The 23,107-nt window shown below is 59.6% G+C and carries 19 protein-coding genes, 1 tRNA gene and 5 pseudogenes; 5 read left to right on the top strand and 20 right to left on the bottom strand.

The window, feature by feature from the left end:
- Positions 1–3 precede the first annotated feature (3 nt).
- Positions 4–520 (bottom strand): annotated as a pseudogene (locus NKI95_RS28135) (TIGR00645 family protein).
- Positions 521–759: 239 nt separating this feature from the next.
- A complete protein-coding gene (locus tag NKI95_RS28130; RefSeq protein ID WP_502909269.1) occupies positions 760–2,925 on the bottom strand; it encodes an OmpA family protein in 2,166 nt (721 codons plus the stop codon).
- A 235-nt stretch (positions 2,926–3,160) separates the two neighbouring features.
- On the opposite strand from NKI95_RS28130, the gene NKI95_RS28120 reads away from it, so the two are divergent.
- Together NKI95_RS28120 and NKI95_RS28115 are read left to right on the top strand one after the other, a co-directional pair.
- Positions 3,161–3,607 (top strand): YcgN family cysteine cluster protein, encoded by a 447-nt coding sequence (locus tag NKI95_RS28120; protein WP_023678278.1) that lies wholly within the window; start codon positions 3,161–3,163, stop codon positions 3,605–3,607.
- A gap of 219 nt (positions 3,608–3,826) precedes the next feature.
- Positions 3,827–4,186 carry a hypothetical protein gene (locus NKI95_RS28115; protein WP_023678277.1) on the top strand — a complete coding sequence of 120 codons (360 nt, stop codon included), beginning with the start codon at positions 3,827–3,829 and terminating at the stop codon, positions 4,184–4,186.
- Positions 4,187–4,317: 131 nt separating this feature from the next.
- Here NKI95_RS28115 and NKI95_RS28110 read toward each other — a convergent pair whose 3' ends face one another.
- Positions 4,318–5,028: an SIMPL domain-containing protein gene (locus NKI95_RS28110; protein ID WP_023719319.1), complete on the bottom strand. Its 711-nt coding sequence runs from the start codon at positions 5,026–5,028 to the stop codon at positions 4,318–4,320.
- A 183-nt stretch (positions 5,029–5,211) separates the two neighbouring features.
- Between NKI95_RS28110 and NKI95_RS28105 the strand changes: the two genes are divergently transcribed.
- Positions 5,212–5,287: transfer RNA gene (locus NKI95_RS28105), tRNA-Ile, on the top strand.
- Positions 5,288–5,308: 21 nt separating this feature from the next.
- On the opposite strand, the gene NKI95_RS28100 is transcribed toward NKI95_RS28105, so the two are convergent.
- The 5 genes from NKI95_RS28100 to NKI95_RS28080 form a co-directional block, all read right to left on the bottom strand.
- Entirely contained in the window at positions 5,309–6,526 is a 1,218-nt protein-coding gene (locus NKI95_RS28100; protein ID WP_352720840.1) for a tyrosine-type recombinase/integrase, read from the bottom strand.
- A gap of 670 nt (positions 6,527–7,196) precedes the next feature.
- Complete coding sequence (locus NKI95_RS28095) at positions 7,197–8,510, bottom strand: HlyD family type I secretion periplasmic adaptor subunit (RefSeq protein WP_352450735.1); 1,314 nt, start codon at positions 8,508–8,510, stop codon at positions 7,197–7,199.
- The gene (locus NKI95_RS28090) at positions 8,485–10,254 is read right to left on the bottom strand and encodes a type I secretion system permease/ATPase (RefSeq protein WP_352720902.1); all 1,770 of its coding nucleotides are present in this window, start codon (positions 10,252–10,254) and stop codon (positions 8,485–8,487) included. The genes NKI95_RS28095 and NKI95_RS28090 overlap by 26 nt, the downstream gene beginning before the upstream one ends.
- Before the next feature lie 395 nt (positions 10,255–10,649).
- Entirely contained in the window at positions 10,650–11,450 is an 801-nt protein-coding gene (locus tag NKI95_RS28085) for a calcium-binding protein (RefSeq protein ID WP_023678272.1), read from the bottom strand.
- A gap of 464 nt (positions 11,451–11,914) precedes the next feature.
- Positions 11,915–12,124: a hypothetical protein gene (locus tag NKI95_RS28080; protein WP_352720838.1), complete on the bottom strand. Its 210-nt coding sequence runs from the start codon at positions 12,122–12,124 to the stop codon at positions 11,915–11,917.
- Between the two features lie 32 nt (positions 12,125–12,156).
- Here NKI95_RS28080 and NKI95_RS28075 point away from each other — a divergent pair.
- Positions 12,157–12,315 (top strand): annotated as a pseudogene (locus NKI95_RS28075) (IS66 family transposase); the annotation flags it as partial.
- Positions 12,316–12,344: 29 nt separating this feature from the next.
- Here the strand turns inward: NKI95_RS28075 and NKI95_RS28070 are convergent.
- From NKI95_RS28070 to NKI95_RS28030, 9 genes and pseudogenes are all read right to left on the bottom strand, one after another.
- Positions 12,345–12,607, bottom strand: a pseudogene (locus NKI95_RS28070) (hypothetical protein); the annotation flags it as partial.
- Positions 12,608–12,615: 8 nt separating this feature from the next.
- Positions 12,616–13,578: a LysR family transcriptional regulator gene (locus NKI95_RS28065; protein WP_352483784.1), complete on the bottom strand. Its 963-nt coding sequence runs from the start codon at positions 13,576–13,578 to the stop codon at positions 12,616–12,618.
- Between the two features lie 65 nt (positions 13,579–13,643).
- A complete protein-coding gene (locus NKI95_RS28060; protein WP_023719312.1) occupies positions 13,644–14,432 on the bottom strand; it encodes an ABC transporter permease in 789 nt (262 codons plus the stop codon).
- 3 nt (positions 14,433–14,435) lie between these two features.
- On the bottom strand, positions 14,436–15,347 hold the full coding sequence (gene nodI, locus NKI95_RS28055) for a nodulation factor ABC transporter ATP-binding protein NodI (RefSeq protein ID WP_352450739.1): 912 nt from the start codon (positions 15,345–15,347) through the stop codon (positions 14,436–14,438).
- Between the two features lie 55 nt (positions 15,348–15,402).
- Positions 15,403–15,636: pseudogene (locus NKI95_RS28050) on the bottom strand (carbamoyltransferase N-terminal domain-containing protein); the annotation flags it as partial.
- A 35-nt stretch (positions 15,637–15,671) separates the two neighbouring features.
- On the bottom strand, positions 15,672–16,268 hold the full coding sequence (gene nodS, locus NKI95_RS28045; protein WP_352842597.1) for a nodulation methyltransferase NodS: 597 nt from the start codon (positions 16,266–16,268) through the stop codon (positions 15,672–15,674).
- 78 nt (positions 16,269–16,346) lie between these two features.
- Entirely contained in the window at positions 16,347–17,672 is a 1,326-nt protein-coding gene (gene nodC / locus NKI95_RS28040; RefSeq protein ID WP_352720834.1) for a chitooligosaccharide synthase NodC, read from the bottom strand.
- A gap of 14 nt (positions 17,673–17,686) precedes the next feature.
- Positions 17,687–18,346 (bottom strand): chitooligosaccharide deacetylase NodB, encoded by a 660-nt coding sequence (gene nodB, locus NKI95_RS28035; protein ID WP_352720831.1) that lies wholly within the window; start codon positions 18,344–18,346, stop codon positions 17,687–17,689.
- A complete protein-coding gene (locus NKI95_RS28030; RefSeq protein WP_352720829.1) occupies positions 18,343–18,936 on the bottom strand; it encodes a NodA family N-acyltransferase in 594 nt (197 codons plus the stop codon). The genes nodB and NKI95_RS28030 overlap by 4 nt, the downstream gene beginning before the upstream one ends.
- A gap of 268 nt (positions 18,937–19,204) precedes the next feature.
- On the opposite strand from NKI95_RS28030, the gene NKI95_RS28025 reads away from it, so the two are divergent.
- On the top strand, positions 19,205–20,227 hold the full coding sequence (locus NKI95_RS28025) for a LysR family transcriptional regulator (protein WP_352720827.1): 1,023 nt from the start codon (positions 19,205–19,207) through the stop codon (positions 20,225–20,227).
- Positions 20,228–20,320: 93 nt separating this feature from the next.
- On the opposite strand, the pseudogene NKI95_RS34545 reads toward NKI95_RS28025, so the two are convergent.
- From NKI95_RS34545 to NKI95_RS28015, 3 genes and pseudogenes are all read right to left on the bottom strand, one after another.
- A pseudogene (locus NKI95_RS34545) lies at positions 20,321–20,565 on the bottom strand (IS1634 family transposase); the annotation flags it as partial.
- A gap of 414 nt (positions 20,566–20,979) precedes the next feature.
- Positions 20,980–22,011 carry a LacI family DNA-binding transcriptional regulator gene (locus NKI95_RS28020; protein ID WP_023678260.1) on the bottom strand — a complete coding sequence of 344 codons (1,032 nt, stop codon included), beginning with the start codon at positions 22,009–22,011 and terminating at the stop codon, positions 20,980–20,982.
- A gap of 302 nt (positions 22,012–22,313) precedes the next feature.
- Positions 22,314–23,107, bottom strand: a 794-nt coding sequence (locus NKI95_RS28015; protein ID WP_352720825.1) for a cation:dicarboxylate symporter family transporter, incomplete at its 5' end; no start/stop codon positions are given.

The following is a 23,107-nucleotide window of genomic DNA, read 5'->3' as shown; positions in this document are numbered from 1 at the left end:
TGCTCACTCCTCGGCTTTCTTGGCTTTGCCAAGACCCATCAGCCGGTCGATATAGGCAAGCATCAGTGCCGAGAGAACGAAGGCCAGATGAATGATGGTCAGCCACATCAGCTGGTCGGTCGTGTAGGAGACCGAGTTCAGGAACACCTGCAAGAGGTGGATCGAGGAGATCGCTACGATTGTCGAGGCGACCTTGACCTTCAGCGAGCCGACATCGATCGTGCCCAGCCAATGCACCTTGCCGTCATTTTCATCGAAGCGGCTGACGAAGTTTTCGTAGCCCGAGATGATCACCATCACCACCAGTGAGGCGACCAGCGCGGCATCGATGAGGCCGAGCATTTTCAGGATGGTGTCGGTATCATCGAGCGTGAAGGCGACGGGAACGAACTCGAACAGCTTCTTGCCGAAGGACACGGCATAGATGGCAAGTGCCGCACCCAGTCCGAGATAGAAAGGCGACCAGCAGCCAGCGCGAGGCGAGAATGATCGATTCGATGGCGAGTTCGAGGCGCTTCATGCGGCGGTTCGGGCTCCGTTGTCGGAGTGCCGTATTTCGGGCAGGCTGCGGCTGTTTGCAAGGTTCCAAAAAAACGAAACCCCGCCGGGGAGGGGAACCGGCGGGGCTCGTGTGTCCCGCTGGAGTCGGGACAGGGCAGGGAACGCCCTGTCCAGAATCTGGGATTGGTAACCACGCGTTTCAAGATTGATGACCGCGCGATTCAATGGTTGATCAAATCGCGCGGTTCACATTCCGATTTATTGGGCGCTGGCCACCGGCGCCACCAGGGGGGTAATCCGGCGGATGGCGACGCGGCGGTTCTCGCGGTTGGGTCCCGACGTGTTGACCTTGAGATACTCCTCTCCATAGCCCTGGGTCGTCAGGTTCTCCGGCGGGATGCCAAAGGCGTTGGTCAAGGCTTCGGCGACCGCCTCGGCGCGGCGGTCGGACAGAGCAAGGTTCGCTTCCGGTGTGCCGACAGCGTCGGTATGGCCCTCGATCAGGAAGCTCTCGGCCGGGTTTTTCTTCAGCAGCTTGTCCATGGCGTTGGCAACACCCTCCAGCTTCTGGACCTCGGTGTCGGAAATCGAGGCCGAACCGAATTCGAAGTTGAGCGTGTCGAGGTCGATGCGGCGGGCGATGTCGCGCACGCGGGCCGAGCGCTTGACCTCGTCGATCGAATAGAGGCGCTGGACCCTCTCGACCGGCGGCCGTTCGAGGAAGGTATAGTAGTCGTCCGGATCCTCGACTTCTTCGGAATCCAGAATGTATTCCTCTTGCGGGATGGTAAGGCGCATCGGCGGCAGGTCGTCGCCCGGGTCGCGCCAGTCTGCATCATAGTCATAGTTCCGCTCGTCGACATAGCTCAGCACATATTCGCGCCCGTCAGGCGCGATGCGTGAACGCTGGATGACGTCGCCGTAGCGGTTGCGGATAGTGACGATCCGGACACCGTTGTCGCGCTCGACGATCTCCCGGGTGCGATCGCCCGACAGGTCCTCATAATAGACATTCCTGGCGCCACGATGCATGCGCGGGGCATCGCTGCTTTCCACGAACGTCTGGTTGTTGAACTGGAGGATGACGCGGTCGCCGAATTCCCTGACGACGTTGGCGCCCTGGGGGCGCGGACGGCGGCGAACATCCTCGATGTCCGGCGCACGCTCGACACGCTTGCCTTTTTCCTCGGTCACCGGAGCGATCTTTTCAGGCTTGATCTCCTGCTGGGCTGCCCGGTCGTCGGTGGGTGGCGGTCCCTCCTCGACCGGAGCCGGCTTCGGGGCTTCCGCCTGGTTCTCGCCCTGCTGGGCGGGCTGGTTGCCCTGCTGCTTGCCGGCATTTTGGCCGCGCTCCTTGCCACCCTTGCGCTTGCGCAAGACATCCTTCTGGCTGTCCAGAACAGGTGCCTCGTTCGGATTGGCCTGGGCTTCACCCTGGACCGGATTTTCACCCTGGACCGGCGCGGCCTGGCCAGTCGAAGGCTGTTCGCCGGTCGAGGGCTGTTGCTCTCCTGTCACCGGCTGTTCGCCGACAGGCCTCTTGCCACGTTTCTTGATCTTGTCCTGGGGCTGTTCGTCCTGGACGGGAGCGGCCTGCTGCTCCGTCGGAGCCGGTTGGGCCTGTGGGGTCGCTTCCTTATTGGTCGGCGCCGGCTGGCCTTCCGGCTCCGTGGCGGGTCCGGTCAATTCAGCAGGCTTCTTGCGCTTGCCCGGCTTTTGTCCGGGCTCGACAGTCGGAGCCTGTTCTGCCGGGGCAGCCTCGATCTGCTGGTTCTGTTTTTGCTTCTTCTTGCGCGGATTGACGTTGGGCTGGTTGTCGTTTGCCGGCGCTGCCTGCTCGGCCGGTTGTTCCGATGGGGCCGCTTCGATCTGCTGCTGATTGCGCCGCTTCTTGCGGGGCTGTTCGGTCTCGGCCGGAGCGATCTGCTCGGTGGGAGCAGATTCCGTTTGCTGCTGTTGGTTGTGCCGCTTCTTGCGGGGCTGCTCGGTCTCGGCCGGAGCGATCTGCTCGGTGGGAGCAGATTCCGTTTGCTGCTGCTGATTGCGCCGCTTCTTGCGGGGTTGCTCGGACTCGGCTGGAGCGATCTGCTCGGCCGGAGCGGATTCTGTTTGCTGCTGCTGATTGCGCCGCTTCTTGCGGGGTTGCTCGGACTCGGCCGGAGCCGCCTGCTCGGCCGGAGCGGATTCCGTTTGCTGCTGCTGGTCGCGCTTCTTCTTTCTGGGCTGCTCTGCCTGCTGGCTTTGCGCGCAGGCCTCCGCCGACTCGCCCTCGGCGCAACTCGATTGCACTGGGATGAGCGGCGCTGCGGTACGTTGCACGGGGCTGAATGCGGCATTGCCTTGCAGCGGGAACGCGCCTAACGGCGCGGACGCCATCAACAGGCCAAGCGCCGTGCCTGCCAGAATCCGTGGTTGGCGTTTCATCATAAACACTCCTTGTGGCGTCCCATCCCTGCCCAAACTTTCAGCAACCATGTTTGGTTCCTGTTTGTAGGTTCTAGCTGTGGCACAGGGCGATTGACCGGCGTTTTGAAGGCGACTTCATGTCATTCGTATGGTCCTGGCGTATGTTCCGGCGTATGGTCCCGGCGTATCGTTCGGACGAGGGTGCACGGTTGCCGTGCTTGACCTTGAAGCGTCCGAGGGCCACATGCCGCCGATGGAAAAGCCGTTCTGGAAGACCAAGACCCTCGAGGCGATGACCCCGGCCGAGTGGGAATCACTCTGCGACGGTTGCGGTAAATGCTGCCTGTCCAAACTCGAAGACGAGGACACCGGAGAGATCTACTGGACCAGCGTCGGCTGCCGGCTGTTCGACGCTGGAAGCTGCCGCTGCTCCGACTATGCCAACCGGCTGGCGCGTGTTCCGGATTGCGTCGGGCTGACGCCGCAGAATGTGCGCACCATCAGCTGGCTGCCCAAGACCTGCGCTTACCGGCTGGTCGCCGAGGGCCGCGATCTCTATTGGTGGCACAGGCTGGTGTCTGGAAGCGACGAGACCGTGCACGAGGCCGGCATCTCGATGCGCGGCCGGGTCAGCGCCAGCGAGACCGACCTTGCCGAGCCGGACGACTATTTCGACCATATGCTCGCAGACGAGCCTTAGGATTTTACCGCGAAATCGAGAATCCGGAACCGACGGCAAAACGGACGTTGCCCATCCGCCGTCCATCGCACCGGTTCCAGAAGCGAGAGAGACTATTCCGGTTCTGCCTCATGAACTGGAGATGAACGGCCGGTTCGCAAAAAATTCAGACAGACGGGTGCATTCTCCTCGCATCGGTTCGACGAAAACGGGTTGAAACCCTCAACAAGGAGAGACACAATGTTCAATACCATCAAGACGGCTGCTCTTTCGGCTCTTGTCGGCCTTGGCACACTTGCTGCCATCCCCGCTCATGCTGACAGCATCTATCTCGGCTTCGGCAATAACCAGGATCCGCGCGTCGGCGTCTATACCGGCGACGAAGATGATGGTTACTATCGCGAACACCGCCGTCATGGCGGCTGGCGCCGGTCCTGTTCGCCGGAGCGTGCCATCGACAAGGCCGAACGCATGGGCCTGCACCGCGCCCGCATCATCGACATCAACCGCCGCACGGTCAAGGTCGCCGGCCGCCAGTATGGCGACCGCGTCGTGATCGTATTCGCTAATGAGCGCGGCTGTCCGATCATCTATCGCTAAGGTCTTGGGCCTGCGGCCGGCTGACTTGCAGCCGGTAGAGTAGCGGAGCCCTTTCCGCCAGGACGGAAAGCGTGGCTCAAAAAAACCCCGGAGGATCGATCCTCCGGGGTTTTTTATGCTGCAAGCGATGATCATTTCAATTCGAAAGTCACCGTCACCTGTGCGGTATAGGAATTTTCGCCGGCTTGCACCGGGACCGACGCACCGGCGGCATCGAATGCCTTGGCGTTGATCGGCATCGGCGGTGGTGCGAAATTCTGGTCGGTGATTTCCAGGACCCGGCCGATGCCCACGCCCGCCGCTTCGGCCAGCGTTTTGGCCTTGGCCATGGCATTGGCGACAGCCTTCTTGCGGGCCTCGGTGACGGCTGCCGCCGGATCGTCGTTGGAGAAGGAGATGCCGCCGCCCTGGTTGACGCCGAGCGACACCGCCTTGTCGAGAATGTCGCCGGTCTTGTCGATGTCGCGGATGCGCACCGAAAGCGTGTTGGTCACCTGGTAGGCGACAAGCTCGGCCTCCTGGCTGCCGTCGGGCTTGTTGGTGTAGTTATAGCGCGGGTTGATCTGGATGCCCGCGGTCTGCAGATCGCGCTCCTTGATGCCGGACGATTTCATCGCGGCGATCACCGCGGCCATGGCGTCGTTATTGGCATCGAGCGCAGCACGTGCCGTCTTGGCCTCGCGCATGACGCTGAGCGTCAGCAGAGCCAGATCGGGTGCTATCGCCGCCTCGCCTTCGCCGGTGACGACGATACGCGGCGGCGGTGGTGAATCGGCGGCGCCGGCGATCGCCGGAAATGCGATTGCGGCGGCAATTGCCAGGGGCAAAATACGTCTGGTCATGAAATCTCCTCGATCTGCGATCCCAAGACGGCCGAGTGTTGGGCGGCGTCCAATGGGCGACGTGCAATAGGTTATCAATATGGGCTGATTTGGGCGATCTCTGCCAGCCCCTTGGAACGTCTGCTCGGAAAGCCCAGGGAAAGCCTTGTGCGGTTCAGGGAAAAACACTAATCCAGCGCCGTGGGGCCTGTAGCTCAATGGTTAGAGCCGGCGGCTCATAACCGCTTGGTTGGGGGTTCGAGTCCCTCCGGGCCCACCATTGGCTTTTGTGGCCGTTGATTTAATTGGATTTTTTGGCCATTTTTGTCCCACCTCTTTCAACCCCCTCAGAAAGTGGGACAATTTTGTTCTCTTTTCGATCGATAACCAGCAGGTATTTCGCCGCTCTCGCTACCTTCCGGCGACGCGCTTTCTTGATGTAGTGGTCGGGCTGCTGGTACGTAGTCCACCCATATATCGCCTTCAGCTGCTCGTGCGTCGCGCCGTTCTCAGCGGCGATCGTCGCGCCGGCCTTGCGAATTCCATGAGCACTGCAGTGCGGCAGCCCAGCTTGATCACACCACTGGCGCATCTTGTTGCCCAGACCGTTCTCCGAGAACGGGCGACCATACTCATTGACCAGGAAGGTCATCTGGTCGGAGGGCGTGTGCTCAAGTTCCGCCTCTAGTTCGGGCAGAAGCGGGAGCTCCACCAACACCGCATCCTTGTTACGACTGGTCTTCCCAGGCTTAATTCTGATCCACTTCTCCCACTGCTCGGTCTCCTCGTTGTAGACGAGCGTGATGTGCTGTCGACCGAAGATCGCGACGTCGGACAACCGCAGGCCAGTAAACATGAAGATCGAGAGCGCACGTCTGGCTGCGGTACCCAGCGGATGCCGCTTCTCATATTGAACGATCTCCGACACGTCCCATGGGTGCCAGCCGTCGCCGCTCTTTAGCCGTCTGATGCCGCGGGCGGGATTGGAGTCGACGCCCGGAATCTCTGTGTCCTTTGCCCACTCAAACATCGCGCTGATGGCTTTTACGATATTGTTTGCCGCGCCAAGGGCGTCGAGCCTGGTGTCCCTGATCTCCTTAACATGAGACCGTTTCATACCGGCGAATGGCAGAGATCCCTTGGTGGGATACTGAGGATCCGGGTCACCTTCGAGGGGATGAGGTAATTCGCATACGCGCTCCAGAATTGCTCGTCGGCGCGCCATAGTGTCTTGGGTGATTTCCGTGCCGCCCCGACGGTAATACTCCTGGCAAAGCCACAGCAACGTGCCTTTCTTCGCTGGCTCGGAAGGCTTGGGGAGGCGCCGGCAAATCTCGGGAAGAGTGCCGGGCCGAACATAAGTGACCTCGGCGCGCGCGCACCGCAGTTCCTCGAGGAACTCGTCGCTGCCGGTCGGTTCACGGAGCCGGACCTTCTTCCGACCCGGTGCGCGAAAATAGTACCGATCATTGCCGTGGCGATCAGTGTCCTTCACCACGCCCTTAAGATCGATTTTCACGGGCTCATCCGTCATGTTCGTGGTTTTCGATCCCAAGGATTGTCTAGTGGCGGCGAATCTTCGTCAAGCTTTGGTGCTCCTCCGATTTGGCGATGAGGGAGCTTTCGAAAGGCCAATACAAGTTCCTCGACGTCCCAAACAATGCGCCCCTTGCTCGGCATTCGTGGCTGGGGCATCCGGCCGTCCTGGACCATTTCATCAAAGGTCGTTGAGCTTACGCCGATGAACGTCGCAGCCTGCTCGCGATTGATTCCTACCGGCGGGAGCGAGGGCGGCAAGACGCTCGGGGTGCGTAGCATCGGTTTAGCGCGTTGAAAGCGCGTTTTTGACGCCTGCCTGTCTTCCTATGTACCCGTCCGAATATTGCAGACGCTCAATCATGTCCTAGCCCTGTGCTTGCAGGCTCACCCTAGGTCTCCAGACCTCAGGATCGCTCAAGACACCGGACTCTTTTCCAGCCTTTGTGTACGATGATGGGTATCTTAATGCGCTCGAGGCCAAGAACTGAATGGTCGGCGACTTGGAAGGGCAAAATGACCGTGGAACCACGAATCTGAGTCAGAGGCGGAATCCAACTGAGGAAAGTATGGCTGTGTTTTCAGACGGTTATGACTCTCATGCATGCGTAACAACCAACAAGAATACCAACAAAATGTTTCTGTGGTTACTTTCATTCCTCATGGAATGCGCGACTGATTTGGTCCGACAGCGGCTTCACAAAATAAGAAAGCGCCGTACGCTCGCCCGTCTGGATCATCGCTTCGGCCGGCATGCCGGGCACGAGCGTCAGGTCCTTGAGCTTCGTCAGTTCCGCATGCGGAACCGACAGACGCACCAGGTAATACGAAACGCCGTTTTTTTCGTCCGTCGCCAGATCGGCTGCGATCCGGCTGACATATCCGTTCAATACCGGCGTGGTCCTCAGATTGAAGGCTGACATCCGCAGCACGGCCTTGTGACCAAGCTGGATTTGGTCGATGTCCTTCGGGGTGATTCGTGCTTCAAGCGCAAGATCGTCGCCTTCCGGCACGATTAGCATAATCGGATCGGCGGGCGTGATCACTCCTCCGACCGTATGAACTGCGAGTTGTTGAATGGCGCCTGACTGCGGCGCGACAATATCGATCCGTCGCAGTTCCTGTTCAGCCGCCACCTTGCGCTCAACATACTCCCCAACCTGCGCCTGAACCTCTCTGAGCTCCTGGCCGACTTCCGTCTTGAAATCCGGATCGATCTGCAGGATCTGCAGGCGCGTTTCGGCTATGCGGGCTGCCGTCTGTGCCTGATGTGCAATCTTCTCACCGCGTTCGCCGCCGAAAGTGGCAACCTGCGTCTTCAGACTGTTCAAGCGTTGGTCCGAGACAATGCCTTGGTCGCGCAGCCCACTCAGGGCAGCAATTTCCTTTTGGAGGATCTCGGTGCTTTTCTCAGAAGCGATTGCCTGCGCCTTGAGCCCCTCGATCTCGTGCTCATATTGAGTGATGCGTTCCGCTAGCTGCGCCTGCCTTCCGTCGCGGGATTGTCTGCGGAATTCGAACAGCCGCGTCTCGCCATGTACTGCCGAAGCTACGTCCGGAACATCTCTGCGGGCGAGCAGCCAGTCCGGGAAGGCGATCTCCGCCAGATCGTCACGCTCAGCTTCGAGTCGTGCCAGGTTGGCGGCCAGCTCATCGAGCCGCTTGGTGACTACAGCGAGAGTGGCGCGCGTCTGGGTGGCGTCGAGCCGCATGAGGATGTCGCCGGCTTTTACTTTATCACCTTCGCTCACCAGGATTTCTCCCACCACCCCGCCGGTCGGGTGCTGCACCTTCTTCACATAGGAATCGACGACAAAGTGTCCGGACGCGACAACCGCGCCGGAGAGATTCGTGAAGGCCGCCCAGGCTCCGGCTCCTCCCACAAAGATCACGCTCGCCAGCAGGCCCGCCACCAGGTGCCGGCGAATGGACCTGGAAACGTCATTGTTCTGATGAATGCCGGACACCGGGATCCTCCATGTCAGCGCGCTCGTTATCCTGTGTAGACTCGATGGCCTTGACCCCAGCGCCTGATGCCATCGCTGCCCCCTTAAGGACTTTGGAAAGCGCCTCATCACGCGCACCGAATGCTCGCTGCCGTCCACCTTCCATCACCAACACCAAATCCACGGCGCGGATGGCGCTCGGCCGATGGGCAACGACAACCGCAATGCCCTTGCGCTCGCGCACGGAGGCGATCGCCTTGACAACCGCAGCCTCGCCTTCCGCATCGAGATTGGCATTGGGTTCATCCAGCACAACAAGGAAAGGGTCTCGATAAAGAGCACGGGCAAGACCGATACGCTGGCGCTGCCCGGCGGAAAGTGCCGATCCGGCCTCACCAATCGGAGTTTCGTAGCCGTGCTCAAATCGGAGGATCAGTTCGTGCGTGCCCGCTGCTTTCGCCGCGGTGACAATAGCCTCAGGGTCAGGATTATCTTCAAAACGAGCGATGTTTTCGGCAATGGTGCCGTCGAATAGTTCAACACCTTGCGGCAAATAGCCGATATGACGGCCTAGCGCTTCCCGGTCCCATTGATCGAGGCTTGCGCTGTCGATGCGAACCTTTCCGGCGACCGGCGCCCATGCGCCGACGATGGCGCGCGAGAGTGTCGACTTGCCCGAACCCGATGCACCGATGATCCCGAGTGCGCTTCCCGCCTGAACGGCAAACGCAAGGCCGGTCACGGTCGGCTTCCTTTCGCCGGGCGGAACGATTGTCACGCCTTCGAGGCGGAGTTCGCGTTCAGGTGCAGGCATTGGCATAACAGGAGCGGTTTCAGGAACCTTTCCCAAGAGGTCCTCCAGCCGCGCCCAACCCTGGCGCGCCATGAGGAAGGATTTCCAGCTTGAAATGGCCAGATCGACCGGAGCCAGCGCACGCCCCATCGTGATCGAACTGGCAATCATGACCCCGGCCGTAGTCTCCTGCCTGATGACAAGGTACGCGCCGACGGCAAGAATGGCCGATTGCAGCAGCACGCGCAGCGACTTTGAAATGCCACCCAGCCCACCTGCCACGTCCCCGACTTTCCGGTTGGCGGCCAGATACTTGGCATTGGCCTTGTGCCATCGGGCAGCGATCCGCTTTGCGAGACCGAGAGCTTGCACGACCTCGGCATTGCGGCGCGCTGCTTCCAGTAGACCATTGCGTACCATGTTGTGGTCAATGGTATCGCGTATCGGCCCTTGCGAGAGAGTGTTGGTAAGGAGTGTCAGAGATGTGAGACCGATCGCCCCGATAAGTGCCGTCATGCCGATCCAGAAATGAAAGAGGAAGCAAATGCCAAGATAAATCAGCATCCATGGCAGATCGAAGAACGCTGTCGGGCCGTTTCCACCTAAGAATCCGCGAACATTGTCGAGATCGCGTAGCGGCTGCAAGCCGTCGCCCGGCATGCGCGTTAAAAGCGGAAGGCGAACGATCGCATCGTGAACGCGTCCGGAAAACTGTTCATCGAAACGCTCGCCAATCCGCAGCAGCACGCGCGCGCGCAAAATGTCGAGCAGGCACTGGAACGCATAAAGCCCTGTAGCAAGCACGACGAGCCCCACTAGCGTCGATACGCTGCCACTTGCCAGAACGCGGTCGTAGACCTGAAGCATGAACACCGGCGAGATCAGCGCAAGCACGTTCACCACGCCGCTGATCAACAGAATTCCCCAAATAGCGGAAGTCAGAGGGAAAGGTCTCAAAGCTGAATCCTTCAAGGAATGGTTACTCACGTAGGTCTCCGTGAGGATCTGGCGACCCAGCTCCCTATATTGCTCCCCGAGCGGCGACCGACTGCATCCGCTCGCTGATTCAGGATCAGTGCTCCCGCCGAATATGTTTGGTTTGGCATCTAATGGAGCGGGTCAACAACAACACCGTCCGGCTGAAGGTTTGGAAGGGCAACGTCATCGTGGCCGGCCGCAAGGGCCCGAACAGGCTTCCGCCTCCACGCCTTCAGGGAGATTTCGGTGTACGACCAGCGCGACGTGCAGGGCTTCGTCAAGCTGTACACGCTGCGACTGCTCCCGGGCGCCCCGGCCCATCGCAAGTAGCGGAAACGGAAAGCGCCCGCCCAGGGGGGCGGGGCGCTGTTCCGTATGGGTTTTCTGGATCAAACGAAGGTGAAGTCCGACGCGGTCAGGCCTAGGTCGGCCACGGTGACCACACCGCCCAGGTGGACGAACTCATGCGCGCTGTTGTCGGCGGTGACATAGGCCAGAGTTGCGACTCTGTCGGTGTAGCTGCTTTGGTAGACAATGATGTCGCCGGCGTGCTCGCCGGAGATCGCACTCGCGGCTTCAGAAGCAGAGTTGAAAGATTCGCCAGTGATCACCACGACGTGTTCGCCGTTCGCACCCGAGGCCGCACCACTGTAGAAGCTGCTCACCGGGTAGCCGGACTGTATGCTGGCGTTGTTGACGAAGTTCGCGCCAAAACCGTCGTTGTAGAGGCCCACCGCATCGAAGGCGAACTTGTCCTCCGCCGGGTTGAAATCGGTGATAGTGGAAATGTCCGGCTTCGACCCGACACTCGGGACGACCCCAGGCACCGGATTGTGGAACTGGAACACGAACGTGTCACTGTCGGTGCCCCCGGTCAACGTGTCCTGGCCGTCACCCACGTAGACGACATCCTGGCCGGGACCGCCGCTGAGCCTGTCATTGTCCTCACCGGAGATGCGCGCGTTGAAGCGGCCGTTGTCGCCGGAGAGATCGTCCCAGCCATCTCCGCCGAAGATGCGGTCGTTACCCTCGCCGCCGAGGGCTCGGTCACTGCCCGCGCCAGCCGAGATCTCGTCGTTGCCGCCACGACCGTCAATCCAGTCATTGCCCCCGAAACCCTCCATCCAATCTTCAAGCTTGGTGCCGAGGAGTGTTTCGGAACCCGGGCCACCCTCGATAATGTTTGCCATCGAAAATACTCCTAATGATGCACCCTGCCTGACGCGTTTCATATTCCTCATCGGATAATTAGAGAAATCGATTGCTTGGATAGACACACATTTACGAAATGGATGCACTCACGTTCACTTCCTTCTGCTGAGCAGTTGCGGGCTCGCAGGCAGCGGGGACGCTGGTCGCCGATGCAATCGATGAAGATTCGACACTCAAACCGGGACTAGACTAGGACGAACTTCGTAACGGGGCCGTCCTGGTTGGGCCCCAAACTTCTCTCTGTTTGCTCGACGCCGGCATACCCGCACCGTGAGCGCTGGACGAGGACAAGTTCCGCTGGCGGAGAACGGCGTGATCGGCTTGCCGCGCCGAAACTGATGGCGCTCGTCGAAGGCATGGACTGGACGCGCGTTCGAGCCGAACGGCGACGGCGTCCGGCCGGAAGGCGGTGGCGAAGTGACTCAGGCGCAAAAGGCGGGCTTCAGGCCGTGTAAAACAAGCTCCTGTCGGCGTCATGACGAGAAGCGCTTCGGCCCGTCCCCACGAAATCGATCCGCTCAAGGCGATGTTCGTCGCCATGGCGGCGGAGAAGGCCGAACTGCAACAACTCCGGAGCGAAACACTCAAGGCCGAGATCGTCCGGATGGCGACACTCAACGAGCGTGCCCAGGGGAGGATCGCCGACCTTCATGGGATCGTCAAGCAGCTGGAGCGCGCCGCTTCGGTCGCAGCTCCGAGAAGCTCGAACGTGCCCAGCAGGCCTTCGCCTTCGAAATCCAGACCGGGCTCGGCGCGATTGAGTCCGAGCTCGAGGCCGCAAGACCGACAGGCGAGCCGCGACGTGCTGCGCGACCGCGCAAGGCGTTCCCGGCGCATCTGGAGCGGGTCGAGATCGTCATCCAGCCCGAGCCATGGGGGAAGAAGCGCTCCCGCAGCCAATCGTCCAGTCCGTCAAACGCGGTCGGCCGCACAGGCTTGCGAAACGGAACAGTCCCGCCCTCGCTTAGATACCGAGGCACCGAGTTGCGAGCGCACCCGAATTCTTTCGCCCGTCGGTTCCCCAGCCAAGCTCATGCAGCGGCAGCATCGCTGCCACCTCTTCAGGCTGAAGGATCTGCTCTCCCTGCATCGTTCTCGACAATGCAGGAATCGCCCAATCCCAATCGCCATCCATGCCTCCTCTCATAACCGAGGGGTCGTCGGCCGACAACTGAGACGTCCGGTGCTCTTAGGCGGGGTAATCATACGAGATGCCTCCTGCAACATCATTTCCCGCATCCATAGGCTTGCCGGATCATTATTGTGAAGCGCAGGCCATTGGACGGCCTCCGTGAATGCGGCAGGAAGTGGCGGCGGAAGTTCGACAATCCGCAGGGGTGTTAATTTTGCGAAATGCTGCGCCAGCCGTAAGGGCATTGTCCCGATGCGGTTGGTGCCTGATAGAAGGGGCGGGATCATGCTAAAGCCCTGTACGACGACCTCGATACGTCTCTCGAAACCGTTCTCGAGCAAATACCATTCCTCGATGGAGGGCTGCCGGGTGTCCCCGAATTTAAGCACAACCTGCCCCATCGACAAGTATCGGTCGAATGTAAGTGGCTCTGACAGCTGCTTGTTCGTGCCGCAGCCTACGCATACGAGCATATCTTCGAACAGGGCTGCGCGAGGATGTTTCGACATGAACACTTCCGGCATAATCAGAAAATCAACGTCGCCGCGCCGGAGAAGCTCCTCGGGGTCGTCGGAAATAAGCAGACATTCGAAGCGGACGGCGGGAGCTTCCCGCGCAGCACGCTTTACGATCTTCTTAAAAAATACGAGCGTGAGGTAATCGGAAAGGATGATGCGGAAGCGACGATCCGATCGGGCCGGGTTAAAGGCGTCCCAGGAAATAATCGACAGCTGGATGTGCAGCAATGCGTCCCGGACTGCTGTGGCGAGTCCCTCCGCGCGCGGTGTCAAAATGAGTTCGCGGCCGTTCATCGTAAATAGCTCATCGCTGAAATAGGCGCGTAACCGACCGACGGCGGCGCTCATGGCCGGCTGACTCAGGTTAATACTGCGGGCCGCGGCGGTGACTTTACGCTCCCTGATCAAAGCGTCCAGCACAACCAGGAGATTTAGATCGAGTCCCTTAAAACGCATGTATTGACCTATCCGACGCGTGGATGGGTATCGCCCAAAGAATCAATTTTAAATGGTGAGTAGCGTCAACGCATCAGCCGACGACGAAATAGAGCAACCGATAGGAAGAACGGCAAAACCGTGTATATGCAAAGCGCGCCGATATGCAGGCCCATGCTGCCGGCCGGACGGCCAAGCATCGCCGGACGAATGAGGTCAATTGCATGTGCGAGCGGCAACAAGGAGGCGACGTCCTGAAAAGCGCCGGGCAATTGGTTGACCGGAAACATCGCGCCGCAAAGGAACAGCATGGGTGTTATAACAAGCGTATTGTAAAATATGAAATATTCATAACTGGGCGCAAGCGCCGTGACGACCATCGCTAGACTCGCGAAGGCGAGGCCACTGAGAGCGATGACTGGCAGCAAGCAGAGGATGGATGGCCACGATGTGTAGCCGAGCGTGGTGGCAACAACAGTGATTGCAGTGCCCGCCATCAGGGCCTTGGTGGCTGCCCACGCCAATTCGCCGAGTAAGATATCGCCGAGCGTCAGCTGAGTGCATAACATTCCTTCCCAGGTGCGCTGGTTGTCCATGCGGCCGAAACTCCCGTAAACCGTTTCAGCAGTCGCCGATGCCATCGCGCTTGTGGCAACCATGCCAGCCGCGAGAAACGCAATGTACGAAGTGCCCTCAACAGGACCTATCATTGTTCCGATGCCAAAGCCGAGACCGAACAGGTAGATCATCGGATCGGCGAGGTTTCCGAGAACCGATGCAAGCCCGATTTTCTTCCATCCAAGATAGTTGCGGCGCCAAACCGCGACCCAATTCCACGCATTGGCGGGCATGGCCGCCGCATAACGTTCGCCCATTGTTCAGTCCTCCATCTCGCGCCCGGTTAGCCGCAAAAACACATCCTCGAGATTGGGGGGACGCTGCAGAAGGCGTAGACCCGCGCGCCCGCGTAGCTGCACCAGCACCTGCTCCGGATCGGGTGCATAGCAAAAAAGCGTCTCACCGCTCACCTCGATGCGCTGTGCGTACGGCCGGATCAGCGCACCCAGTTCATGCGGATTGCCGCCGTAGACCTCGACCACGTCACAGCCGATCTGCTCGTCAATGAGTGCGGACGGGCGGCCTTCGGCGATCTTGCGCCCCTCCTCCATAACGCACAGCCGATCGCACAGCCGCTCGGCCTCTTCCATGAAATGGGTAGTCAAAAGAATAGTCTTGCCCCGCGCCAGCAGCGATCGCAGCCGTTCCCAGATCAGGTGGCGGGCCTGCGGATCGAGGCCGGTGGTCGGCTCGTCCATCACCAGCAAGTGCGGGTCATTGACCAGCGCACGCGCGAGCGTCAGGCGCCGCTTCATGCCGCCGGACAGTTCGGCGACGCGCGCATCCGCTTTGTTCTCGAGGCGGGCGAACTCAAGCAGCGATGGTATGACCGCTTCGATCTGGCGTCTGCTCATCCGGAAGTAGCGCCCGAACACCAACAGGTTCTCGCGTACAGTGAACGCGGTATCAAGATTGTCGAACTGCGGGACCACGCCGATGCGCATACGTGCCAAACGCGCGCGCGCCGGCACTGGAGCGCCGAGCACAGTAATCTTCCCCGCATCAGGCGATGTCATGCCGAGGACCATACGCGCAATCGTGCTTTTGCCCGCACCGTTCGGTCCCAAGAGCCCGAAGCATTCCCCCGCCGCAACGCGGAACGACAGTCTGTCGACAACGAGCTTGTCATAAGTTTTGCTTACGTCAGTAAGATCGATCGCTACCATGGACATGGGTTCATTTTACCGAGAGGGACGCCAAGACTGGCAGTTGCTTGGTTGCCTGCCGGACCTGAAACTGTGACTCGTCTTCGCCATCCCAGCCGTCGATAACGAACTGATCGACATCACAAGGATTTAGCCCCTGTTCCGCCAAAGCGGCGACAATTGCGTCGAGATTATCGATGGTTTGATAACGCGGATTGTTGTGCCGCTTTTCCTGCTCAACGCAGAAGACGAGCCGTCCATCCTCGACAAGGGCGATCGCCCCATCATGGGTCAGCTTGGTACCACAGATGCGCATAGTGTCTCCACGTTAACGGCGATAGATTCGATTCATCAGGAAGCGGAAAGCGGGTTCCGGAAACGGACGAGCAAGCAGTCTTCGTTGACCGACTCGCCCCGACACTCAAGACGCTCTACCTCGATCAACGTTTCGTTCAGCATGGCGATGACCGGCTCAGCACCAGCGGCGTGACCCCAGCGACGGCAATTAGCATCTCTTGCCGATCCGAAGATCAGATGCCCGCCTGGCGCAAGCACCCGCACCAGGTTTTTGACGGCCGCGCGCATCTCGGCTATGTCTTCGAGGTAGTATAGGACCTCCGCCACAACGATCAGGTCAAACAACTCGCCGGTCGAAAACTGTTGAACATCGGAGACTATCCAGTTGATGCGCGACGGCTCCTTTATCCGTTGACGTGCTCGAGCAATCGCTTGCGCCACGACATCGATGACGGTGAGCCCTTGGCAGTAGGGAGCCAGTTTTTCCGTGAATGCGCCGGCAGCGCACCCGACTTCGAGGGCATTTGTAATGGAGCCTTGGGCAAGCGCCAGCTGGAGCATTTGCGTGTGGCGCTCCCGCTCGAACGGATTGCCGTCGAGGCGCCACGGATCGTCTGCGGCCAATTCCCGATCGAGCAACTGATGATTCATGTTCTGGGTCAACTCGTCCACCTCTCGTCCACCTAGGAAATTAGCGATCACTCGTCGCCGCAGATGTTGCTCGAAGCGCTAATCCCGAAGAATCCGCGCAAGATTGAGCCTGCGAAGCGGAGCCGCATGCGGTGAGAATTCTGCCCTGCTTGATCCAGTGATCGGAGTTTGGATGGGGGCCTGTTTTCCCCCAGTGTTCGATGTAGCGACAGCAGAGCTTCGCGACAGCCAATCGCTATTGCTCAATGTACACAGCGCGTAGGCCTTCAAGGGAAGTAAGAGAAAGATGTTGATGAACGTGTGCAGGGAAAAGCCCAGAAATCGAAACTGTCGAGCACGAAATGCTACCACGCTGCATCGGAGCATGGTCATGGACACAATCATCAGTCCTGTCCACCAAGGCACAGTGCCTGTCAGTGCGAAATGTGCGAGGCCCGTTAGTACCGATAGGGCGAGGAGTAGCGGCCCGAGATTCTGTCCGACCACGTCCAACGTGAGATAGCTATTGAGGCCGGGCAGCAAGCGCAGCCCAAGCAGCGTGTCCCGGAATGTGCTTCGTGCCCAACGGAGTTGTTGGCGCAGATACGGTCCGAGTCTGTTCGGAACGACTGTGGCCGCGATGGCGCCCGGAACGTACTCGGTTCGAAAGCCTGCTTTCAGCATGAGGATAGTGAGATGGCGATCCTCCCCGAAGTCGCTTGGCTTGCCCCGAAAAAATTGCGACTCGTACTGGTCCAGTAACAAAAGGAGCGCAGATCGGCGGTACATGGCACATGGGCCGCAACAGCACATAACGGCACCGAAGCGAGCCTGTGCCGCGCGCTCCTCGTTGCAAGCCAGCCAGTACTCCATGTCTATCAGCCTTGTCAGCCAGCTCTCGCTCCGGTTACTGGCAATCAACTGACCCATGACTGCGCCGACCGCTGGATCTCGCATCTTCGGTACAAGCTTGGTAATGACGTCGGACGCGAGTATCGTGTCTGAATCAACGTTAAGCACCAAATCCCCGGATGAGCGGCGTATCGCGGCGATCTGCGCCTTGCGCTTTCCAACATTCTCGGGAAGCAAAATGATGTCGAACCTAGGGTCGCGCGCGTAGGTTTCGTGGACAGTTCCTACGGCTTCGCGATTTCCAGAACCGTCATCAACCACATAGACCCGAAGTCTTCCGGCGTATTCTTGGTCTGCAATGGAAGCCAGGCACTCTGAAAGCGTGCGCGGATCCTCGTTGAAGCAGGGGACGATGACATCCACGCTGGGCAGTTGATCGGAGCCGACGAGATCCTTCAACGCCGATGAGTCGTTTGTCGGCAGAGCATAAATCCCCTGCATGCTCTTATAAGCAGTCGAGAGCAGTGCATAAAGCGAAATGGCCACAGTGCTGGTTGTACCAAGAAGAGTCATGGGATCTCGTTTGTTCAGTGATGTTGAGGAAGTGAGCGGATTACAAATCCGCGCTCATGCAGTGCTGGAATCAGACGGGACAGCGCCGTGACCGTCTGGTCGCGCAGACCGGCGTGAGCGCCCTGGCTCAACTCGCCGGGAGGGCATCCGTCGTGCAAGAGTACGATTGCGCCCGGCCGGACAGAGGCGAGCACGGTATCGATAATCGCGTCGACCCCAGGGCGAGACCAATCTCGTGGGTCGACGGACCAATGGAGGGCCGTCAGCCCGGCGATCTGTGACGCTGTGAAGACTTCTTCGCTCCAGGCGCCATAGGGCGCGCGAATATAGCGCACCGAGGCCTGAGGGCACGCCCTCATGATGGCGCCGTTCGCTTCAAAGATCTCACGTTGCACTTCGCCGAAGCCGCATTTGTACAGATCCGGATGAGTCATCGTGTGGTTGCCTAGCTCGTGCCCTTCTGCAAACATTCGTTGGATTAGATCCGGGTGCTCTAAGGCGTAGGCGCCGATGACGAAGAAAGTCGCCGGCACCCGCTGCTCTGCCAACACATCCAGAATCTCCGGTGTGAAAAGTGGATTGGGACCGTCGTCAAACGTCAGATAAACGCTGCGACGGCCGGTGCGGTCAGAGCACTCACGGCGCACTTCGTACAAGCAATCGGGACGGCTCATAGCTCTGGTCCGTTCCGATCGATCATCGTGCCCGTGGGCCATTCGCTGATCGGCCGTCCAACTGACAGAACAATGGTGAGTGCGTCATCGATGCGTGTGGGCGGCAGGTCGAGGCGCGCCTCTGGTCGGGTGGAGCGCACGCGAATTCCCGACAAAACGGCCAAAGGGCTGTATCGCCGTCCGAACCTCTCAACATGATTCCGCAGCGCGTCCCGGACGGTTCCGAAAGCGAATGGAACGCCAAGCTCCTGCAGTATTGGAAGCATGACATGGATTGAATGGGCGATTCCGAGACCCTCAAGATCCGGACGTACCCCGTACAGGCCCAGCTCAGCCACCAACAGGTCGACCGCGTCAACCTTGATGAAACGGCGCAGTATGCCCATGTGAGCCGCTACACCGCTCGAATCATAGGCGATTACGCGGAGTTCAGGCCTGGCTCCGGCCCAGCTTCGACTACCTTCGAACGGTTCTGCGTTGGACGCCCCAGTCGGCCCGTAGGTATTACGAAAGAACTGGGCGAGCTCGACGTGGTCCGAGAGCTGCAACTCGTTTTCCCAGCACAATTTCCACTGCACCTGAGGGCGCATTCAGGACCTCTCTTCAAAATAGTTTCTTGCGGGCTGCATTACCCGGCCAAAGCGGCGGCGTTGTTGGCTGCACTCAACCGTTGTCGTTAGCGAAGGTGAGCCAGCCGGTGGGGCTCGCCAATGAGCTCTCTCGATGTTCCCGCCCGTGTCGCGGCGCCGTCGATTTGAGCTTGACGTCGGTCATTTACGTTCCTCTAATGCATGGTTCGTAAATTCGTAAAATTGATTGTTTAGATGATGCCCATCCACACGCTGGATAGATCAGGATATGCGGTTTAAGGGGCTGGATCTGAATCTCCTCGTTGTGCTGGACGCTCTGATCAGGGAGCGTAAAGTCACTGCCGCGGCCAACAGTATTAACCTGAGCCAGCCGGCCATGAGCGCCGCCGTCGCTCGGTTACGCGCCTATTTCAGCGATGAGCTATTTGCGATGAACGGCCGCGAGCTCATTTTGACACCGCGCGCGGAGGGGCTCGCCCCAGCAGTCCGGGACGCATTGCTGCACATCCAGCTATCGATTATTTCCTGGGACGCCTTTAACCCAGCCCAATCGGATCGTCTCTTCCGAATCATGCTTTCCGATTACCTCACGCTCGTATTTTTTAAGAAGATCGTAGAGCGTGCTGCGCGGGAAGCTCCCGCCGTCCGCTTCGAATGTCTGCCTATTTCCGACGACCCCGAGGAGCTTCTCCGGCGCGGCGACGTTCATTTTCTGATTATGCCGGAAGTGTTCATGTCGAAACATCCTCGCGCAGCCCTGTTCGAAGATATGCTCGTATGCGTAGGCTGCGGCACGAACAAGCAGCTGTCAGAGCCACTTACATTCGAGCGATACTTGTCCATGGGGCATGTTGTGCTCAGATTCAGGCACACCCGGCAGCCCACCATGGAGGAATGGTATTTGCTCGAGCACGGTTTCGAGAGACGTATCGAGGTCGTCGTACAGGGCTTTAGCATGATCCCGCCCGTTGTATCAGGCACCAACCGCATCGGGACCATGCCCTTACGGCTGGCGCAGCATTTCGCAAAAACAACACCCCTGCGGATTGTCGGACTTCCGCCGCCACTTCCTCATCCCGCATTCACGGAGGCCGTCCAATGGCCTGCGCTTCACAATACTGATCCGGCAAGCCTGTGGATGCGGGAAATGATGTTGCAGGAGGCATCTCGCCTGGCGCCTTTGCTTGAAATTATTGAGCGTCTCGGGCACGCCGGATCCGACCTTGCCGTTGTTGGTACCGAATTGACTGCCGCCTCCGATTTCGCGTGCGAAGTCCCAGAAGAGATTTAGCCCCACTTAAACACCGGCTGTAAGAATAATGTCATTAATCAGCATGTTAGGCGCGCGCCGGCGCGTGTTACCACTACCTTTTTGGGGGTGATCTCAGGCGAGTTGTTTGTCGAGGTGTGTCGCAGAGCGATGCCAGCTGCCTTCAAGACGTTGCCCACTTTTGCCGTGACGTGGTGGTGACGACGCGACCATCCTTTTCGACGGTGGCTCCTGGAGGCGGTCGCGGAGGAGCGGTTGCCATTCGGGGCAGAGCGGCGCAGTTCCTTGCTGAGTACGAGGGCCAGGAACGAGCAGAACACATGCCCGGTTGGTGCTGAGTTGACTGCCGCCTCCGATTTCGCGTGCGAAGTCCCAGAAGATGTTTAGCCCCACTCAAATGCCAACTTTGCCGGCCTTGCCGCGGCTTTTCACGCGCGGCCAGGCGAGGAGATGGCGGTCGACGAGGTCGATCCCAATGGACTGTGCCGGCCTCGCTCGGCTACTGGCGTGAGGCATCCTTGACGACACCGCCCTGCACCGACAACGTCGAGATGTTGGCAATGAAGCCGGTCGAGGTCGACGCTGCGGATGCAGGGAATTTACCTCGCGCTTCCGCCTGAACGCGCGGCCGATCCGTTCACTCAATCGGCGCTTTCATCCTGGGCCGCGGCTGAGGCCTGTGGGGTGCGGCTACCCCGCGTGGATCGGATCATCAATCAACTTTCTCTCATTTATGAAAGGAAACTCCCCGCTTACGATAGAATCCATCAGCTTCATATATTTTCCGGCAGATGGATGTCGAACGGCAGAAATGTCTGTCCTGGTGTTTCAGCAGTGCCGGTCTCGATAGCCCGCGTCATCAGCGTTATCAGCTCCTGGGAAAGCCGGCGCATTGGCGTGGCGACCGCCATCGTGATGATGTTATCTGCGAGTGCCGCCCGAGATTCCGGCGTGATTTCATTCACGATCGCGACGAGATCGCGACTTTTACCCTCTTCCCGGACCGCGGAGATGGCGCCCTCCATGCCGCCGCCGGCGACATAGAAGCCGACGAGCTCGGGTTCCCGCTGCATGAGATCAAGCGTTGCCTCGTAGGTGACCTGCCGTTTCTCCAGGTTCACAAGCGGATCGAGCACCTCGAACGTCGGCGCGTTCTCACGGCAATAGGAGCGAAAGCCGACGTCACGGAGCTCGTGCCCCTGGAAACGATGGCTGCCGACAAACACCGCCACCTTGCCGGGCCGTTTTGCGACCTTGGACACCATCCAAGCGGCCGTGCGCCCCACCTTGCGGTTGTTGAGGCCGATATAGCCCTGTCGCACGCCGGCGGCGAAGTCGGAAAGCAGCGAGAAAACCGGAATGCCTTTGGCCTTGAGGTCCTCAACCGCTGCTGTAATTTTCGGGTGGTCCGGTGCCACCATCGCGATCGCATGGCAGCGTGCGCCCAAATCCTTGAGCGGTGCGATTAGGTCGCTCGGCATATGTGACGGGGCGAATTGGATGAGCGGAATGCCGTGGAAGGACTGGGCCAAATTGACCGACGCTTCGACCTCGCGCGCAAAGTCTTGGTAGAAATGCTGGGCCGGTTTTCTCAAGATGAAGCCCAGACGGTAGCACGGTAGGTCTCGCCGCAAGCGCTGCTTGATGAGCCCGGCAGCATGATAGCCGATCGCGTGGGCGGCGTCGTGGACCCGCCGCGCGGTCTCCTCGCGCACCGGATGGCGGGCGTTCAGAACCCGATCGACCGTTGCTACGCTGACTCGGGCTTCGCGGGCGAGATCGGCAATTGTGGGGCGCTTGGTCATGGATCCTATTCTGATTGGTTTTTGACGCAGGCTGGCTCTCTGTCACCTAGCGCGATTCGACAATGGTTTCGGGTGGGCAAAGTGGAGACGCCCGCATACTGAATGATCGACAGCGTATTGGACTACTCCAGATGTAGACCGGCCGGGTATAACGGAAGGTTCATTCGCTTAGGGCGGCGATGATTTGCACTCACACATATTGCGCTTCTGATACATGGTCCGTGAGGCGCCGTTTAGAGCCTGCGAGTCGATCGTTCAGGTCATGTGACCAGCTTGGCGAAACCGGTCGCGGTGCGTCGACCTTACTCGGCGGAGGATAGCCGGTTTGATGCCTCGGCAAGCTGATGACCGCAGAAGGCGGCTTTCATCTGCGCTCGGTCCAATTCTCCTTCCCAGCGGGCAACGACGAGGGATGCCACTGCGTTGCCGACGCAATTCGTCAGCGCCCGGCATTCGGACATGAAGCGGTCGATGCCGAGTATCAGTGCCATCCCAGCAACGGGAACACTCGGAACTACGGCGAGCGTAGCAGCCAGGGTGATGAAGCCCGCACCTGTCACACCTGCAGCGCCCTTGGAGGAAAGCATCGCAACGAGCAGCAGCAGCACCTGATCGCCGATTGACAGATCCGTGTTCGTCGCCTGCGCGATGAAGAGGGCCGCCAGGGTCATGTAGATATTCGTGCCGTCCAGATTGAACGAATATCCGGCCGGGATGACGAGACCCACAACCGAACGCCTGGCGCCCGCCTTCTCCATCTTCTGCATGAGCGAGGGGAGCGCGGCCTCCGAGGAGGACGTTGCGAGGACAAGCAGCAGCTCTTCCTTGATGTAGCGAATGAGAGAACAGATCGAAAAGCCGTTGTAGCGGCAGACCGCGCCGAGAACCCCGAACACGAAGAGGAAGGCGGTGAAATAAAACGTCGCGACCAGCATCGCGAGGTTGACGACCGAACCGATGCCATATCTACCGATGGTGAAGGCCATTGCGCCGAAAGCGCCGATCGGCGCGGCTTTCATCAGAATGCCGACGAGCTTGAAGACAGGCGCGATGAGCGCCTGAAGGAAGGAAACGACAGGCTTGCCCGTCTCTCCGG

The organism is Mesorhizobium sp. M0306 (genome assembly GCF_040321655.1).
Taxonomy (GTDB): domain Bacteria; phylum Pseudomonadota; class Alphaproteobacteria; order Rhizobiales; family Rhizobiaceae; genus Mesorhizobium.
This window is presented reverse-complemented; position numbering and strand designations above follow the sequence as displayed.